General features: G+C 63.7%; 15 protein-coding genes. 12 read left to right on the top strand and 3 right to left on the bottom strand.

Annotated features, from left to right (window positions below; all coding sequences use genetic code 11):
• Nucleotides 1-3: 3 nt before the first annotated feature.
• Together CDV44_RS05770 and CDV44_RS05765 are read right to left on the bottom strand one after the other, a co-directional pair.
• A complete protein-coding gene (locus CDV44_RS05770; protein ID WP_087687035.1) occupies nucleotides 4-1,923 on the bottom strand; it encodes an MFS transporter in 1,920 nt (639 codons plus the stop codon).
• Nucleotides 1,920-2,375 (bottom strand): CBS domain-containing protein, encoded by a 456-nt coding sequence (locus tag CDV44_RS05765; RefSeq protein ID WP_058378157.1) that lies wholly within the window; start codon nucleotides 2,373-2,375, stop codon nucleotides 1,920-1,922. The genes CDV44_RS05770 and CDV44_RS05765 overlap by 4 nt, the downstream gene beginning before the upstream one ends.
• 489 nt (nucleotides 2,376-2,864) lie before the next feature.
• Between CDV44_RS05765 and CDV44_RS05760 the strand changes: the two genes are divergently transcribed.
• The 3 genes from CDV44_RS05760 to CDV44_RS05750 are packed head-to-tail and all read left to right on the top strand — an operon-like array spanning nucleotide 2,865 to nucleotide 5,354.
• Nucleotides 2,865-4,157, top strand: coding sequence for an O-acetylhomoserine aminocarboxypropyltransferase (locus CDV44_RS05760; protein WP_087687034.1), 1,293 nt, complete (start codon nucleotides 2,865-2,867; stop codon nucleotides 4,155-4,157).
• A 14-nt stretch (nucleotides 4,158-4,171) separates the two neighbouring features.
• The gene (locus CDV44_RS05755; protein ID WP_087687033.1) at nucleotides 4,172-4,990 is read left to right on the top strand and encodes an alpha/beta fold hydrolase; all 819 of its coding nucleotides are present in this window, start codon (nucleotides 4,172-4,174) and stop codon (nucleotides 4,988-4,990) included.
• Nucleotides 4,991-5,030: 40 nt separating this feature from the next.
• Complete coding sequence (locus CDV44_RS05750; protein ID WP_087687032.1) at nucleotides 5,031-5,354, top strand: DUF962 domain-containing protein; 324 nt, start codon at nucleotides 5,031-5,033, stop codon at nucleotides 5,352-5,354.
• Here the strand turns inward: CDV44_RS05750 and CDV44_RS05745 are convergent.
• Complete coding sequence (locus CDV44_RS05745; RefSeq protein WP_087687031.1) at nucleotides 5,344-6,669, bottom strand: YihY family inner membrane protein; 1,326 nt, start codon at nucleotides 6,667-6,669, stop codon at nucleotides 5,344-5,346. The genes CDV44_RS05750 and CDV44_RS05745 overlap by 11 nt on opposite strands.
• Before the next feature lie 177 nt (nucleotides 6,670-6,846).
• On the opposite strand from CDV44_RS05745, the gene wrbA reads away from it, so the two are divergent.
• From wrbA to CDV44_RS05700, 9 genes are all read left to right on the top strand, one after another.
• Complete coding sequence (gene wrbA, locus CDV44_RS05740; protein ID WP_058378154.1) at nucleotides 6,847-7,434, top strand: NAD(P)H:quinone oxidoreductase; 588 nt, start codon at nucleotides 6,847-6,849, stop codon at nucleotides 7,432-7,434.
• 102 nt (nucleotides 7,435-7,536) lie between these two features.
• Nucleotides 7,537-8,073, top strand: coding sequence for a DUF2069 domain-containing protein (locus tag CDV44_RS05735; protein ID WP_087687030.1), 537 nt, complete (start codon nucleotides 7,537-7,539; stop codon nucleotides 8,071-8,073).
• The gene (locus CDV44_RS05730) at nucleotides 8,070-9,491 is read left to right on the top strand and encodes an FAD-binding oxidoreductase (RefSeq protein ID WP_087687029.1); all 1,422 of its coding nucleotides are present in this window, start codon (nucleotides 8,070-8,072) and stop codon (nucleotides 9,489-9,491) included. Before CDV44_RS05735 ends, CDV44_RS05730 begins: the two co-directional genes overlap by 4 nt.
• Before the next feature lie 613 nt (nucleotides 9,492-10,104).
• Nucleotides 10,105-10,458, top strand: coding sequence for a hypothetical protein (locus CDV44_RS05725; RefSeq protein ID WP_087687028.1), 354 nt, complete (start codon nucleotides 10,105-10,107; stop codon nucleotides 10,456-10,458).
• 223 nt (nucleotides 10,459-10,681) lie between these two features.
• Nucleotides 10,682-11,182 carry a MerR family transcriptional regulator gene (locus tag CDV44_RS05720; RefSeq protein ID WP_087687027.1) on the top strand — a complete coding sequence of 167 codons (501 nt, stop codon included), beginning with the start codon at nucleotides 10,682-10,684 and terminating at the stop codon, nucleotides 11,180-11,182.
• Nucleotides 11,183-11,197: 15 nt separating this feature from the next.
• Entirely contained in the window at nucleotides 11,198-12,817 is a 1,620-nt protein-coding gene (locus tag CDV44_RS05715) for an MFS transporter (RefSeq protein WP_087687026.1), read from the top strand.
• A 123-nt stretch (nucleotides 12,818-12,940) separates the two neighbouring features.
• Nucleotides 12,941-13,783, top strand: coding sequence for a zinc-dependent peptidase (locus tag CDV44_RS05710; RefSeq protein WP_087687025.1), 843 nt, complete (start codon nucleotides 12,941-12,943; stop codon nucleotides 13,781-13,783).
• A 166-nt stretch (nucleotides 13,784-13,949) separates the two neighbouring features.
• Nucleotides 13,950-14,216, top strand: a complete 267-nt coding sequence (locus CDV44_RS05705; protein WP_058378148.1) for a type B 50S ribosomal protein L31 — start codon at nucleotides 13,950-13,952, stop codon at nucleotides 14,214-14,216.
• A gap of 270 nt (nucleotides 14,217-14,486) precedes the next feature.
• Nucleotides 14,487-16,217 (top strand): glycosyltransferase family 39 protein, encoded by a 1,731-nt coding sequence (locus CDV44_RS05700; RefSeq protein WP_087687024.1) that lies wholly within the window; start codon nucleotides 14,487-14,489, stop codon nucleotides 16,215-16,217.
• Nucleotides 16,218-16,222: the final 5 nt, after the last annotated feature.

Here is a 16,222-nt window from a genome sequence, read left to right as displayed (position 1 = left end):
CGCTCAGACTGGCCAAGGACCTCGCAATTCAAGGACACGCTCGCGCAGCACCTCGGGGGTCGCCTGCACGGCCGTCACCGGCTCGCCGATGACCAGTTCCAGCCGGTTGAGGATGCCGCGCTTGAACGGACGCGTCATCGCTGCGCCGCCATGCCGCGAGAAGAAGCTGCCCCACAGCCCGCGCAGCGCCATGGGCACGACCGGCACGGGCGACCGATCGAGAATACGCCGCACCCCTTGCCGGAACGCCTGCAACTCGCCGGACGCCGTAAGTTTGCCCTCCGGGAAAATACAGACCACTTCTCCCGCGTCGAGCGCCTGCGCAATAGCTTCGTAAGCGCGCGTCAGACCTTGTGCATCTTCGTGCGCCGGCGCAATCGGAATCGCCTTGACGGTCCGGAAGAACCAGGACAGCACCGGGATACGGAAAATCCGGTGATCCATGACGAAGCGCACCGGCCGCCGGATGGACGCACCGATCACCACGGCGTCCGCGAAGCTCACGTGGTTGCACACCAGCACACACGGCCCCTCATCCGGAATACGCTCGGCGCCTTTGACCCCGATGCGATAGACCGTATGCAGCAGCAACCACATCACGAACCGGATCAGGAACTCGGGCAACAACGCATAGAGATACACGGCCACCAGTGCGTTGAGAATCCCGGTCACGAGATACAACTGATCGATGGTGAAACCGGCGCGCGTCAGTGCCATGGCCATCAGCGACGACACGACCATGAATAACGCATTGAGAATGTTGTTGGCGGCGATGATGCGCGCGCGGTGCGACGGTGCGCTGCGACTCTGAATCAGCGCGTAGAGCGGCACACTGTAAAACCCGCCGAACATCGCCAGCAGGAACAGATCGGCCAGAATGCGCCAGTGGCCCGGCTGGGCGAGAAACTGGCCGACGGTCTGCAAGGTCGCGCCGGGCACGCCGCCGCGACTCGCAAAGTACAGATCCACCGCGAAGACGGTCATGCCGATCGAGCCGAACGGCACAAGCCCGATTTCCACCTTACCGCCCGACAAGCGTTCACACAGCATCGAGCCAATACCGATACCGACCGAGAACATGGCGAGCAGCAGCGTCACGACATTCGGGTTGGCCCCCAGCACATCGCGCGAGAAATTGAAGAACGACGCGAGAAATGTCGCCCCCAGAAACCACAGCCACGAAATGCCCAGCAGACTCAGGAACACTGCGCGATCGGTGCGGGCGATGCGCAGGTTACGCCACGTTTCCGTGAACGGATTCCAATTGATGCGCAGATCCGGCTGCGCGGCCGGTGTCGACGGCACCCACGTGGAAACGAGCCGCCCGAGCAGCGCCAGCGTGACGCACACGCCACCGAGCCACGGCAGCGCCGATGCCCCGACGCCCGCAATCTCGCCGCCGATGATCGTGCCGATCAGGATGGCCACGAACGTGCCCATCTCGACCAGCCCGTTGCCCCCCACCAGTTCATGGTTACCGAGATGCTGCGGCAGATAGGCGTACTTCACCGGCCCGAACAGCGTCGAGTGCAACCCCATGAGGAATGTGCAGACGTAGAGCAGCGGTGCGCTCGCCCAGAGAAAGCCGGCCGCACCCACGACCATGATGGCGATCTCCAGCGTCTTGACGAAGCGGATCAGGCGCGCCTTGTCCCACTTGTCGGCAATCTGACCGCTTGTGGCAGAAAACAGCAGAAATGGCGCAATGAAGATCGCGGAAATCAGGAACGCGGCCGTCTTGCCGTCGACATTCTGGAAGAGGGTCGCGTGATACGTCACGAGCGACGTGAACGCGATCTTGAACACGTTGTCGTTCATCGCGCCCAGGAACTGGGTCCAGAAAAACGGCGCGAAACGACGCTCTTTCAATAACCGGGATTGGTGGCCCTCGCCGCGCACCCCGCGCTGGCTCGGTTCGCTCACTTGGTACTTTCCGCTTCCTCAGCCGGCCAGTCGCGAATGTAGGCCTTGAGCATACGATTCTCGAACGACTGCTCTTCGACAACGGCACGCGCCACGTCGTAGAACGAGATCACGCCCATCAACGTGCGGCTGTCCATGACCGGCAGATAGCGGGCGTGACGCTCCAGCATCATGCGGCGCACTTCGTTGACGTCCGTTTCAGGCGTGCACGTGAGCGGGTGATCGTCCATGACCTTGCGGATCGTCGACGTCCCGACGGTGCCGCCGTTCTTGCTGATCGTATTGATGATTTCCCGGAACGTCAGCATGCCCACCAGATCGCCGAACTCCATCACGACCAGCGAACCGATATCGTGCTCCGCCATCGTGTCGACGGCTTCGGCCAGCGACGTTTCCGGGGTCACGGTGAAAAGGGTGTTGCCCTTTACCTTCAGGATGTCAGACACACGCATGGCACACACTCCTCTTTGCATGACTCGGGCGGCGATTTCGGAACGCTGCCGAAAACGACCGCCGGACTTCGAAAGTTCGAAAATTCAAAAATCCGAATGGCGACGCGAATCACCGGCAGGTCTGCCAGCGTCTCCGCACTGAATTGTAATTAGTTGAAGTGATGCTATCGGAAAGCTTCCCAAAAGGAAAGGCGCGATGGGCCGTCCATCGCCGTGTGGCGCGGGTTTTCGGCCGATTCTGCCCTCTCGCTCGGACAACACCTGATGCACCGGCTCGGATAGCACCGCAATTTCCCTGACGCCCCCACGAAAGCCTGTCGATGCGCACGAAGGTGGTGCTAGGATTGCCGTATACGTCAAGTGAGCGTGCCGTGAACATGACATTTCAGTGTCGCCGGCGCGTCATGGGTCTTGCCGCCGACGTTCTCGCTCGTGACTTGCCAGCCCATTTTCCGTTGTTCCTTCTTGTGCTACGAGGCCATCACCGATATGTCCGTACCGCATTTCGACACGCTCGCCCTGCATGCCGGGGCCGCCCCCGACCCCACCACGGGGGCACGCGCCACGCCGATCTACCAGACCACGTCGTTCGTCTTCACTGACTCGGATCAGGCCGCCGCGCTCTTCAACATGGAGCGCGCCGGGCATGTCTACTCGCGCATATCGAACCCGACAAACGCGGTGTTCGAAGAGCGCATGGCCGCACTCGAAAACGGCGTCGGGGCGATTGCCACCGCGAGCGGTCAGGCAGCGCTGCATCTGGCCATTGCCACGTTGATGGGCGCGGGCGCGCACATCGTGGCATCGAGCGCGCTGTACGGCGGCTCGCACAACCTGCTGCATTACACGCTGCGCCGTTTCGGCATCGAAACCACGTTCGTGCGCCCCGGCGATCTCGACGGCTGGCGTGCGGCGGTACGGCCCGAGACGCGCCTCTTCTTCGGTGAGACGCTCGGCAACCCGGGGCTCGACGTGCTCGACATTCCGAACGTCGCACAAATTGCCCACGACGCCGGCGTGCCGCTGATGGTAGACAGCACGTTCACCACGCCATGGTTGATCAAGCCGTTCGATCACGGCGCGGATCTCGTGTATCACTCGGCCACCAAGTTTCTCGGCGGACACGGCACGACGATCGGCGGTGTGCTGATCGACGGCGGCACGTTCGACTTTGAAGCGAGCGGCAAATTTCCCGAGCTGACGGAACCTTACGACGGTTTTCACGGCATGGTATTTGCCGAAGAAAGCTCCGTTGCCCCCTTCCTGCTGCGCGCGCGCCGCGAGGGGTTGCGCGACTTCGGCGCGTGTCTGCATCCGCAGGCGGCGTGGCAGTTGCTGCAAGGGATCGAAACACTGCCGCTGCGCATGGCCCGGCACGTCGACAATGCGCGCCGCGTGGTCGAGTTTCTGGCCGGGCATGAAGCGGTGGCGTCGGTCGCCTACCCCGAACTGCCCACGCACCCGGATCACGCGCTCGCCAAGCGGCTGTTGCCGCGCGGCGCGGGGGCCGTGTTCAGCTTCAATCTGAAAGGCGACCGGGAAGCCGGGCGCCGATTCATCGAATCGTTGCAGTTGTTCTCGCATCTGGCCAACGTCGGCGACGCCCGCTCGCTCGTCATCCATCCCGCATCGACCACTCACTTCCGCATGGACGCGGCTGCGCTGGCGGCGGCCGGTATTGGCGAAGGCACTGTGCGTCTGTCGATCGGTCTGGAAGACCCGGACGATCTGATTCAAGACCTCAAGCGCGGCCTGAAGGCATCGGCATCGACCAAACGATAACGGGGACACGATTCATGAACTTCAATGTCGCGGGCAACACCGTCTACGCGTACACCGCAGGCAAACCGATTCAGCCGTCACAGCCAACGGTCGTCTTTTTGCACGGCGCCCAGCATGATCACAGCGTGTGGGGGCTGCAAAGCCGCTATCTCGCGAATCACGGCATGAACGTGCTCGCGCTCGACCTGCCCGGCCACCATCGCAGCAGCGGCGCGCCGCTGACGAGCATCGGCGCGCTGGCCGATTGGGTGGCCGCCGTGCTGGATGCGGCAGGCGTCGATACCGCCGCGTGGGTCGGCCACAGTATGGGCTCGCTGATTGCGCTCGACGCGGCCGCACGTCATCCGGCGCGCGTGTCGAAAATTGCGCTGGTCGGCACGGCGTATCCGATGAAAGTCTCCGACGCGCTGCTGGACGCCGCCGCACAGCGCGAGCCGGAAGCCATCGCCCTGGTCAACGAGTGGTCGCACAGCACGATGGCCGCCAAGCCGTCAGCCCCCGGGCCGGGTTTCTGGACGTGGGGCGGCAACCAGCGGCTGATGGAGCGCGTGGCGAAGCGGAATCCGGGGGAAAAGGTGTTCCTGACCGACTTCGAAGCCTGCAATGGCTACGATCGGGGTTGGGAGGCCGCCGCTCAGGTGAAGTGTCCCGTGCTGGCGGTGCTCGGGCAGCGCGATCAGATGACGCCCCCGCGCGCCGCGAAGGCACTGCTCGACGCCTTGCGTGAAGGCGGCGCCCCCGTGACGGTTCAGACCGTCAACGCAGGCCACGCGATCATGACGGAACAGCCAGACGCACTGCTCGATGCCCTCGTGCAATTCATGCGACACTGAGCGAGACACTTAATGCGTCAACTCGCAAAGGAGGCCGGTCATGCGAGATTCCCACGACGCCGCACCCGCGTTTCAGCGGTTTGCGGATTTCTACCCGTTTTATCTGGGCGAACACCGTAACGCCACCTGCCGCCGACTGCACTTCGTCGGCTCGTGGGGCGTCATTGCGTGCGTGTTGGTGTTTGCGTTCACCGGCAACGTCTGGTGGCTGCCGGCGGCCGTCGTGTGCGGCTATGCATTTGCGTGGGTCGGCCACTTCTTTTTCGAGAAGAACCGGCCGGCCACGTTTCGCCACCCGCTCTACAGCCTGCTGGGCGATTGGGTGATGTTTCGCGACATCTGCCTCGGGCGCATCAAGCTCTAGCGCCTTCACCTTCACGGCCTTCGCCTCGTTCACTGTTTTCGCCACTCTCAGGCACCGCCGCCGACGTGCCATCGTCCGGCGGGACTTCGCGCGGCAGCGCGTCGATGAGCGGCACGTCCCATTTGCCCTCTCGCAGAATCTCGGCCACGTGCGCCCCATCGAGCGCGTGGCGCTCCATCTGCCGGGCCAATTCCTCCACGTTCAACGCGAATTTTGCGACCAGCGGGGATAGCGTTGCCGTATGCGGATTTGCCAGCAGCAGCCAGCGCTCGGCAGGCGGTTGCATCATCAGGCGGCCAACCCAGCCCATTCGTTCGAGCCGCAAAAGCAGCTCGTTGGCATGGTCGAGACTCGTGCGCATGGCACGGGCCAGTTCCACCGTCGTACGGCCATTTCCGCCCGACTCCCGATCCTCATTGAGCAAATGGATGAGCGTGAGGCCATCGAGCAGATCGCTGCCCGGAAAGCGCGGGTACTGAAAATGCCCAAGCCGCAGCGCGGGCAGAACGGATGCGATCGTTGCGCCAAGCAGCGCCACCAGCCACGACAGATAGATCCACAACAGGAAAATCGGCACGGCCGCAAATGCCCCATAGACCGCCGTGTACGTCGGAAACTGCCGGATGTACAAACCGAACCCGCGCTTGGTCAGATCCAGCGCCACCGCGGCCACTACACCACCGGCAAGCGCATCGCGCCAGTCGACTTTGCAGTTGGGCATGTACAGATACATCAACATGAACGCCACGGCCGTCAGCGCCGGGGGAATCAGACTGAGCAGCGAGGCGACGGCAGGCGGCAGCGTGCTGACCAGCGACATCGACTGCGTGAAAATGTACGAGCTGATCGACAGGCTCACGCCGAACAGCAGCGGCCCGAGCGTGAGCAGGCTCCAGTAGATCAGCAGCCGCTGCGCCAGCGGACGCGGGCGCGGCACGCGCCAGATCACGTTGAACGCGGACTCGACAGTCATCAACGTGAGCACGGCAGTCACCAGCAGACCGATCAGGCCGAACGCGGTGAGGCTCGTGGCCTTGGACGCAAACTGGTTGAGATAGCCGAAGATTTGCGCGTTGACGCTCTCCGGCATCAGGTGCTCGATCAGAAAGCCCTGTAGCGAGTCGCGAAACGATTTGAAAATCGGGAACGCCGTGAACAACGCGAACGTCACGGCAAAGAGCGGCACGATGGAGAGGATCGACGTGAACGTGAGGCTACCCGCAACCTGGGGAATCCGGTCGTCCTGAGCGCGCGCAAGCGCGTATTTCAGCAGTTGGCGAACGTTGTTCCAGTTAATGCGGGACAGCTTGATCAAATCGGGCTCCTGAATACAGACAGAGAACAGCAGAGGAACGAAAGCAGAACGAAAGCAGAACAACCGAGGGACAACGGAGAAGCCGTGCCACGCAAGGACAAGAGCCACGGTACTCGCGTAGGAACGCCCTATAATACCCGTACTTTTTGCTGGGTTTTCACTCGACACGCACGCTTCATGACCGAAATTCTCGTCTTGTACTACAGCCGTCACGGCACGACCGCTCAACTCGCGCAGTGCATCGCCTCCGGCATCGACAGCGTGCCGGGCGCGCAAGCTCGCGTCCGCACGGTGCCCGCCGTCTCGACGGTATGTGAAGCCAGCGCCCCCGACATTCCCGACAGCGGCCCGCCTTACGTCGAACTGCGCGACCTCGAAGAATGCGCTGGTCTCGCGCTCGGCTCGCCCACGCGCTTCGGCAACATGGCCGCCGCGCTGAAGTATTTCCTCGATGGCACCACGCCGCAGTGGCTCTCGGGCGCGCTCTCGGGCAAGCCCGCGTGCGTGTTCACGTCGTCGGCCAGCCTGCATGGCGGTCAGGAAAGTACGTTGCTGTCGATGATGATTCCGCTGTTGCATCACGGCATGTTGCTGATGGGGCTGCCCTACACAGAGCCGGCATTGTCGAGCACGCGCACGGGCGGATCGCCTTATGGCGCAACGCACTTCGCGCACGACGGCAACCCGCTCTCGGCGGACGAGCGCCAGTTGGCGTCGGCACTCGGCGCGCGTCTCGCACGCGCGGCACTCAAGCTGGCAGAATGACGTTCTTTGCGTGACTGCGCCGGGAACGCCCATCCAGAGGCGACGCGCGCCGCACGTCACCCCATGCAGTAGTCGTAGTAGTTAAGGCAACCGAGACAGCCCATGACTGCAACACCGCCCGAGTCTGAATCGATCGATCCGCGTGACTTGCCTGCCCCGCAGCAGGCAACGTCGGGAACGTCGAAAACGCCCCATGCTTCTGGCTCGGCCGGTGCGGCCACGGCAGCGGCATCGACCGCTCCGGGCGTCGCTGACGCGTCCAGCACGCTACGCCGCATCAGCATCGCCAGCCTGCTCGCCTTGATTGCCCTCTCGGTCGCGTGGGAGCTCTGGCTTGCGCCATTGCGTCCGGGCGGGTCGTGGCTGGTGCTCAAGGCGCTGCTGCTGTTGCTGCCGTTGCGCGGTGTGCTGCGCGGCAATCTGTACACGCTGCAATGGTCGAGCATGTTCATCCTGCTGTTTCTCGCCGAAGGGGTCGTGCGCGGCATGACCGATACGGGGCCGTCCGTCTTGCTCGCATGGATCGAAACGGCGTTGTCGGCCGTGTTCTTCTTCGCCACCGTTTTCTATCTGCGCCCGTTCAAGCGCGCCGCGAAGGCTCGCGGCCAGCAGGCAACGGCAGCGCGTCAGCCGCAATGAACGACACCGCATTCCTCACCGCCTGCATCGACCTGCTCGGCCGTGATCACGTGTTGCATAAAGACTCGGACGTCGCCCCGTATCTGATCGACCAACGCAAGCGTTACGTGGGCCGCGCGCTCGCCGTGCTGCGCCCCGCCGATGCCATGCAGACGGCTGCGCTCGTGCGGTTGTGCGTCGCACATGGAGTGTCGATGGTGCCGCAAGGCGGCAACACGGGGCTCGCAGGCGGCGCGACACCGGATGCGAGCGGGCGGCAGGTGGTCATCAGCCTGCGACGTCTGGACCGCATTCGTCAGGTGGATGCGGACAACATGACGCTCACCGCCGAAGCCGGTTGCCTGCTGGCCAATGTGCAGGCCGCAGCGGCATCCGCGCAGCGCCTGTTCCCGTTGAGCCTCGCGGCGGAAGGCAGTTGCACGATTGGTGGCAATCTGGCGACGAACGCAGGCGGCACCGCAGTGCTGCGTTACGGCAATGCGCGTGAATTGTGTCTCGGTCTGGAAGTGGTCACGCCGCAAGGCGAATTGTGGGATGGCCTGCGCGGCCTTCGCAAGGACAACACCGGCTACGATCTGCGCGATCTGTTCATCGGCGCGGAAGGCACGCTCGGCCTGATTACCGCCGCGACGCTGAAACTCTTTGCACAACCCGCTGCACGTATGACAGCCCTCGCCGCGCTCGATAGCCCGGCGCAGGCGTTGGCGCTGCTCAATCTCGCGCAGTCGATGGCAGGCCCGCTGCTCACGGGCTTCGAGCTGATGTCGGATTTCTGCCTGCGTCTCGTCGCGCAGGTCTTCCCGCAGCAGCGTTATCCGTTTGCCGAAACGCATCCGCAAGCGGTGCTGCTCGAACTCTCCGACAACGAGAGCGAAGCGCATGCGCGCGATTTGCTGGAGCGCCTGCTCGCGGCCGCCATCGAGCGCGGCATCGTGCGCGACGCCATCGTCGCGGCCAGCCTCGCGCAGTCGAATGCGCTCTGGCACCTTCGCGAGAGCATTCCGCTCGCCCAGTCGGCCACCGGCTTGAACATCAAGCACGACATTGCGGTGCCGGTGTCACAGGTCCCTGCATTCCTCACAGCAACCGATCCGATCGTGCAAAAGATCGCACCGGGCGCCCGCATGGTGACGTTCGGGCACTTGGGCGACGGCAATCTGCACTACAACGTGATGGCACCGGACGGCGTCGATCCGGAAACCTTCCTGCGCGACTTGCAAACGCCGGTCACGTTGGCGGTACACGACAGCGTGCATGCCCATCGCGGCACGATCAGCGCGGAACACGGGCTCGGACAGTTCAAGCGCGACGCCTCGGCACATTACAAGTCGCCTGTGGAACTGGCACTGATGCGCCAGATCAAGGCCGCGTTTGATCCGCTCGGCCTGATGAACCCGGGCAAGGTGCTGCCGGACTGACGTCTCGGCCGGTTTCAGCGCCTTTCGCTCGAAAAGCCCCGTTTTCCGTAAAAATATCGTCAATTTCGCGACAAAACGCCGCGAAATCGCGCCACGTTCTTTACAGAAGCGCGGTAAAAACCTAAAATCACGTCTTTCCAATAACGACGGAGTTTTCCGTGGGCAGTTGCTCTAGTAGCACGCAAGCGTCGGCAATGACCGACGAGGCGTTGGCCCGGTAACCCGCAGTCGTCCCCCGACTGCCGCTGCCGGCCCCCAATGTCGCAGCGGTAGTGCATCGATCGCACCGATTTCATCGGCAGCGATCACGTTTCACAGCACCCCCACCGCAGTTCAGCTATCACCGGATGCCTTCGCGCACCCGGGTACGACACGCTTGATGCGCGTGTTGGCTCGCCAGCCCACTGGCAGCAAACACACGCACGCCTAGCCTGTCGACGCTTGCGTAGCCTTCACGTGTTTCAGCATTCGCAGCGCCGCCATGTGCGCGGGCCCAAGGCCTGCACGCGTGCCCTGCATTTCGCTGCACTACGCTGCATTAGCGAAACACGCCGCCAAGCCCCGGCATCCGCCGTCTCAGGCCACGCACCCGGCCTTTGATTCAGGAGGACCCATGACGCTGCAAATGCTCATCCCCACGCTGTTCGGCCGCCATCGCGCCCGTACGCCCGCCACGCCAGTCACCGCGACGACTTCGCCGCAATACCGGCTGGTCGTGCTCACGCTCGCCTCGAAGGCCAGCGCCATCGACGTCAAGGTGCGCACCGCTCTTCAAACCCATCAACTCAAGCTGGAAACCGCCGCACGCGCCGATCGCTCGGGCGGCTACCTGCTGGAACTCGACTACGTCCTGCGCTGCGAACGCAGCCGGCGCGCCGCGCTGGTCCACCTTGTCTCCACCCTCGGCGATACGCCCGGTGTTCGCGCCATTCGCTGGGAAACCGCACCGAATGAAGCAGGGCGCTAACGCCTCGTCGTAACCGCCCGCCAAGGCCGACCGAAGCCCCTTTCCGCAACGCATAGGAAGGGGCTTTGGCCACCCGCCCGCACCTCCGCAGGGGGCCTCCTGCGAAGCCCCTGTTCCCCGCCTCTCCAGCGGCTTGCGGTCCAACTTCCCTCGCCCCACTCAGACCTGTACGTTCACGTACATGTTGTGCTACGATGCGCCATTCTCGATCGGAGGCGCAGCCATGCCCGCAGATCCCACCGAACACGCTTCACCTAGCGACGACGCCCTGCTGACGGTCAGCCAAGCCGCGACGGCACTCGGCGTCACGGCGCGCACGCTGAAGTACTACGAGGAACTCAATCTCGTCGTGCCCGCCCGCAGCGAAGGCCGCTACCGGATGTACACGCAGGCCGACCTCGCGACCTTCGGCCGCATTCTCCGCATGCGCTCGCTCGGCTTCTCCATCGCCGCCATCACCGAGATGCTCAAACGTCCCATGCGTCTGGTCGAAGCCGGCAAGTCACGCATGAATGACGAAGACCTCCAAGTCGTGCGCGACGCGCTCCATTCGCAACTCGAAACGCTGCGCGAACGCACTGCTCAAGTCCGGCGCGAACTGCGTGAAGCCGAAAAGATGGAAGCGCAAATCACCCACGACCTCCAATACATCGACCAACGGCTTCAAGGCGTTCCCGCCGACGAGTTACTCGCCGAACGCGCGGCCAAACTGCGCAAATCGTAACGCCCCTCGCCCGCCATGACCTCTGCCACCCCGCCCACCGGTTCCGCTTCTGCACCGCCGCCCCGCGCGCCGGCGCCGGGTGGTGCCAGCAGCGCCAGTGGCACCGGCTCGCGGCGCCCCATCCGCGCCGAAGCCTATCGCTACGCGCTGGGCCTGATCCCGGGACTCGAATTCTTCGAGAACGCGCTGCTGGTCTACTTTGCGGTCTACGTCTCGGGCGGCGTCGACGCCTCGCCCAAAGAATTCGTCTGGATGACGACGGCCTACGGCATCGCCTCGGTGCTCGCCATTCTCAAACAACAATGGTTCGTCGAACGCATCGGCTACCGGCGCTATCTCACCGCCTCACTGCTGCTCTACGCGTGCGGCGCGGTGCTCGCGGGAACCAGTGAAAGCGTCACGCAACTCGTGATCGCCCGGGCCTGCCAAGGCTTTTGCGCGGGCAGTTGGATGAGCTCTTGCCGGATCCTCGCGCAAGTCAGCGTGCCCCCTGAGCGTCGCGGCAAAACGGTACAGACGTTCGCCCTGCTGCTGTTCACGGGCTCGGCCGCCGCCCCGCTCATCGGCGGCATGCTGGTCTCGGCGTACACGTGGCGCACGCTGTTCCTGTGCACCGCACCACCCGCCGTGCTGCTCGCCGCCCTCGCCTGGTTTGCCATTCCGGATGTCGGCCGATTGCGTGATCGCGCCACCGGCGGCAGCTACCCCTTCGCACCGTTCATGGCGTTCGCGCTCGCGATGGGCGCGTTTCAGGTCGTGCTTCAGGAAATGCGTTACACGCTCTGGCTGCAAACGCCCTGGCTGCCGCTACTGACGGTTGCCGGCGTGGGCGCGCTGGTGTGGTTCGGCTACCACCAGTGGCAACACCCGGCACCGTTCATCCGATTGCAGTCGCTGCGCCGACGCGAGTTTCAAGTCGGTTTGCTGCTCTACGCCGCCTATTACTATCTGGCGAACACGCAGAGCTATCTGATGCCGCGCCTGCTCGAACAAGGGCTCGATTTCACGGTGGAGCGCACGGGGCAGTTGCTCGGCTATTCGGCGCTGCTGACGGTCATCCTGCTCATGGCCTATTTCCGCGTAGCGAAGTTCATTACGCGCAAGAAGTACCTGATCGTGAGCGGCTTCGTGATGACGATCGCCACCAGCCTGTGGCTCGGCGCCATGCCACCGGATGCCGGACAAAATCAGCTCTACGGGGTGCTCGCGCTCAAAGCGGTATTCGGGATCTTCACGGTGCTGCCGGTCGCGAATCTCACGTTCCGTACGTTCGATCACGAAAGCTTCGTGCACGGCTACCGGCTGAAGAACATCCTGCGCCAGCTCTCGGGATCGTTTGCCGTGTCGACCATCGTGGCGTTCGAGCAGCATCGCGAAGCCCTGCATCGCACCCGCCTCACGGAAGTCGCCAACCCTTACAACCCGATCTTCACGCAGACGCTCGACACGCTCGCCAATGCGCTCACGCACGCGGGGGTCGCGGTCTCGCAGGCGCACGGCGCGGCGCTCGCCCAGATTGCACAGATGATCGAGCGGCAGGCAGCGTTTCTGTCGTTTATCGACGGCTTTCATTTCATTGCCATCGTGGCGCTGTGCGGCGCGATATTTGCAGCGTTCCAGAAGCAGCTAAATTAGAATCGTGACGTGCCCGCCGGAGGGCGCGCTCATGGACGCACACGGGTTCAGGCCTGTGTTTCAAGCCTGTTCCTGCGACCCCGCTTCCGGCGCCCCACTCTTGCTGTCGCTGCCCCGGCCGTCATGCTCAAAGCCCTGCTGTCACGCCTCATGCCGTCGCGCACGCCAAGCCGTGCCATTGACGATGACCTTTGGCGCGAAGTCGTCGATGCCCTGCCGTTTCTGGCCTCCCGCAGCGCCGCCGATCTCGACAAGCTACGCGCACTGGCTGCCGATTTTCTCGGCGGCAAACACTTCTCCACCGCCCATGACCTGCCGCTCACGGAAGCCATGCAGGTGTCGGTGGCCGCGCAGGCCTGCCTGCCGATCCTCAATCTGCCGCCCGCGCTCTATCGCGGCTGGTCGGGCATCGTGCTCTATCCGGGCGAGTTTCTGATTCGCAAGACGGTGCAGGACGAAGACGGCGTCGTGCACGACGTGGCACAAGAGGCCAGCGGCGAAGCCTGGGATGGCGGCCCGGTCGTGCTTTCATGGCAGGACGTGCAAGCCAGCGACGTGCTGGCCTACAACGTGGTGATTCACGAGTTCGTCCACAAGATCGACATGGAGAACGGCGAAGCCGATGGCGTTCCCCCGCTGATCCGGCGCCTGCACGGAGATCTGACGGAACCGGTGTGGTGCGAGGTCTTCGACCCGGCTTACGAGGAGTTTTGCCACCACGTGTCGAATGTGCCGGACGCCCACTGGGACGCCTTCGCGTCGACCTCGCTGCTCGACCCTTACGCCACTGAGCACGAATCGGAGTTTTTCGCGGTCTGCGCCGAAGCGTTCTTCGTCGCCCCGGTGGCGTTCCGCACCGAATATCCAGCGCTGTACACGCTGTTTTCCCGGTATTTCCTGCAAGATCCGGCCGCGACACCGCCAACGGCCGGCGAGGCGCCGCCGCCCGGCGCGCCAAGCCCATGAAATCGTTGCAGAATTCCGGATTTCCGTGGCATAATGCGCGTTTTGCTCACCCGGAAAGTGGTTGACGCCATTTCAGTCGCACAGGTTTGTATGTTCAAACGCGCGCGACGGCGTTAGCGGGGAATCTCCCGCGCAGACTGGCTACCGACTTAACCTAAGGTCCATCATGAAAGAAGGCATTCACCCGAATTACCGCGAAGTCGTGTTCAAGGACATGACGCCGGGCATCGACTTCCAATTCATCAGCCGCTCGACGATCCAGACGAAGGAAACCGTTGAGATCGACGGCAAGTCGTACCCGCTCGTGAAGCTGGATACGTCGTCGGCATCGCACAACTTCTACACCGGCGAAACGCGCATCATGGATGCCGAAGGCCGCGTCGACAAGTTCAAGAAGAAGTTCGGCACGCGCGCCGGCGGCAAGGTCGCCTAAGTTTTACAGGCGACACGCCGCACAACGCAAAACTGGCCCACGGCATGTCCGGCGGGCTGGCAAATGGGGGAGAAATTCCCCGGCGTTGGAAAGCATCGGAAAGGGGCAGCTCAGGCTGCCCTTTTTTGTTGGGCGTGGCCTGCGCCATGCTGCGGGTTACTGTCATACTGTCGGCTTTTCTGGTTTCCCCGAATTTTCTCCTGAGCCATTTCTGGCTCGCGCCCTGTTTTTCCGCGATCCGGCCCCATGGCCGGTAACGTCGTCCGGCCTATGAAACGAGTTCGCATCACCGCCTCTGCCACCAGCGCGCTTCCTCGCTCGCTGCTCTTTGCCATTTGCGTCATCTATGTGCTGGCGGGGTTGTTTGGTCGCGATCCGTGGAAGAACGAAGACGCCGCCGGTTTCGGCATCATGTGGACGATGGCGCACGGCCAACTGTCCGACTGGCTGCTGCCGAACATCGCCGGCAAGCCGATCTATGACGCGGGTCCGCTGGTCTCGTGGCTGGGCGCCCTCGCCATTCGCACTTTCTCGTGGCTCGACGCGCCGGACGCCGCGCGCATCGTCACCGGTCTGTGCTTCTACGCCACCTGCACGTTCATCTGGTACGGCACCTATTTGCTGGGCCGCCGCCCGGAAGTGCAACCGTTCAAATATGCCTTCGGCGGCGAACCCGAACCGCGCGACTACGGCCGCACCCTCGCCGATGGCGCGCTGCTGATTCTGCTCGCCTGCTTCGGTCTGGCCGAACGCGGTCACGAAACCACCGCCACGGTCGGGCAACTGACGCTCATCTCGATGGCGATCTACGGTCTGGTGCGCAGCCTCGACAAGCCGCGCCAGGGCGCTGTCTGGTTTGGCCTCGCCCTCGGCGGCATGGCGCTCGCGTCGTCGCCGCTGATGACGCTCTCGCTGTGGATTGCCGGTATCGCCGTGGGCGTGCTGTGCCGCGCCGTACCGCTGCGCATGCTGCTGATCGTGTCGACACCCGTCGCGCTAATCATCGCCTGCGCATGGCCGCTCGCCGCACTCAAGTTCGCCGACGGCGCACGTAGCTGGCTGGGCGAATGGGCCGACATCGGTGTCGACGCCTTCAGTGGCCCGTCGATCAACTCGCTCAGCTACATCACCAAGAATCTGGCGCTGTTCGCGTGGCCGGCATGGCCGCTGGCAGCGTGGTCGCTGTACTCGTGGCGCGGCATGCGCCGTGCCCCGCACATCGCCATTCCGCTGGCGCTCGCGGTGCCGGTGCTGGTGTTGATCGTATTGCAAGCGCATCAGGGCAATCAGCTCTTCATGCTGGCCCTGCCCGCGCTCTCGATCATCGCCGCGTTCGGCCTGCCGTCGCTCAAACGCGGCACGGTCAACGCCATCGACTGGTTCGCCGTGCTGTCGTTCACGGTGCTGGCCGGCTTCGTATGGATCGTGTGGCTGGCAGGTGTTTTCGGATTCCCTGCGCAGATCGCCCGCAACCTGCGACGTCTGGTGCCCGGTTTTGTGCCGGAATTCAGCTGGGTGACGCTGATCAGCGCGCTCGCCGTAACCGGTGCCTGGGTCACGCTCGTCGCGTGGCGCGTGTCGCGCAGCCCGAAGGTCATGTGGCGCAGCGTGGTGCTCTCCTCGGGCGGCACGACCCTGATGTGGGTACTGCTCATGACGCTCTGGCTGCCGGTGGTGAACTACGGCCGGACGTATCGCGACGTGGCCGCACAGATTTCGGCGCACCTTCCGGCGGACTACACCTGCATTCGCACGGTGCGCGTGGGCGATGCGCAGCTCGCGTCGTTCGCTTACTTCGGCAAGATGCGTTTCGGCTCAAGCAACGACGATTGCGACGTACTGTTGCGTCAGGACTCGCAGGACTATAGCGAACCGCTCTCGCTTGCCCCTTACGAATGGCGCCAGCTCTGGGAAGGCCGCCGTGCGGCCGACCGTGACGAACGCTTCCGTCTCTACGTGCTGCAAGAGCGTCCGTGGCGCCGTTCGGCGCGTCCGCGTTGACCTCT

This window comes from Pandoraea sp. PE-S2R-1 (assembly GCF_002179865.1).
Taxonomy (GTDB): Bacteria; Pseudomonadota; Gammaproteobacteria; order Burkholderiales; family Burkholderiaceae; genus Pandoraea.
Note: the sequence above shows the minus strand (reverse complement) of the source record. Positions and strands in the feature narration are given on the sequence as shown.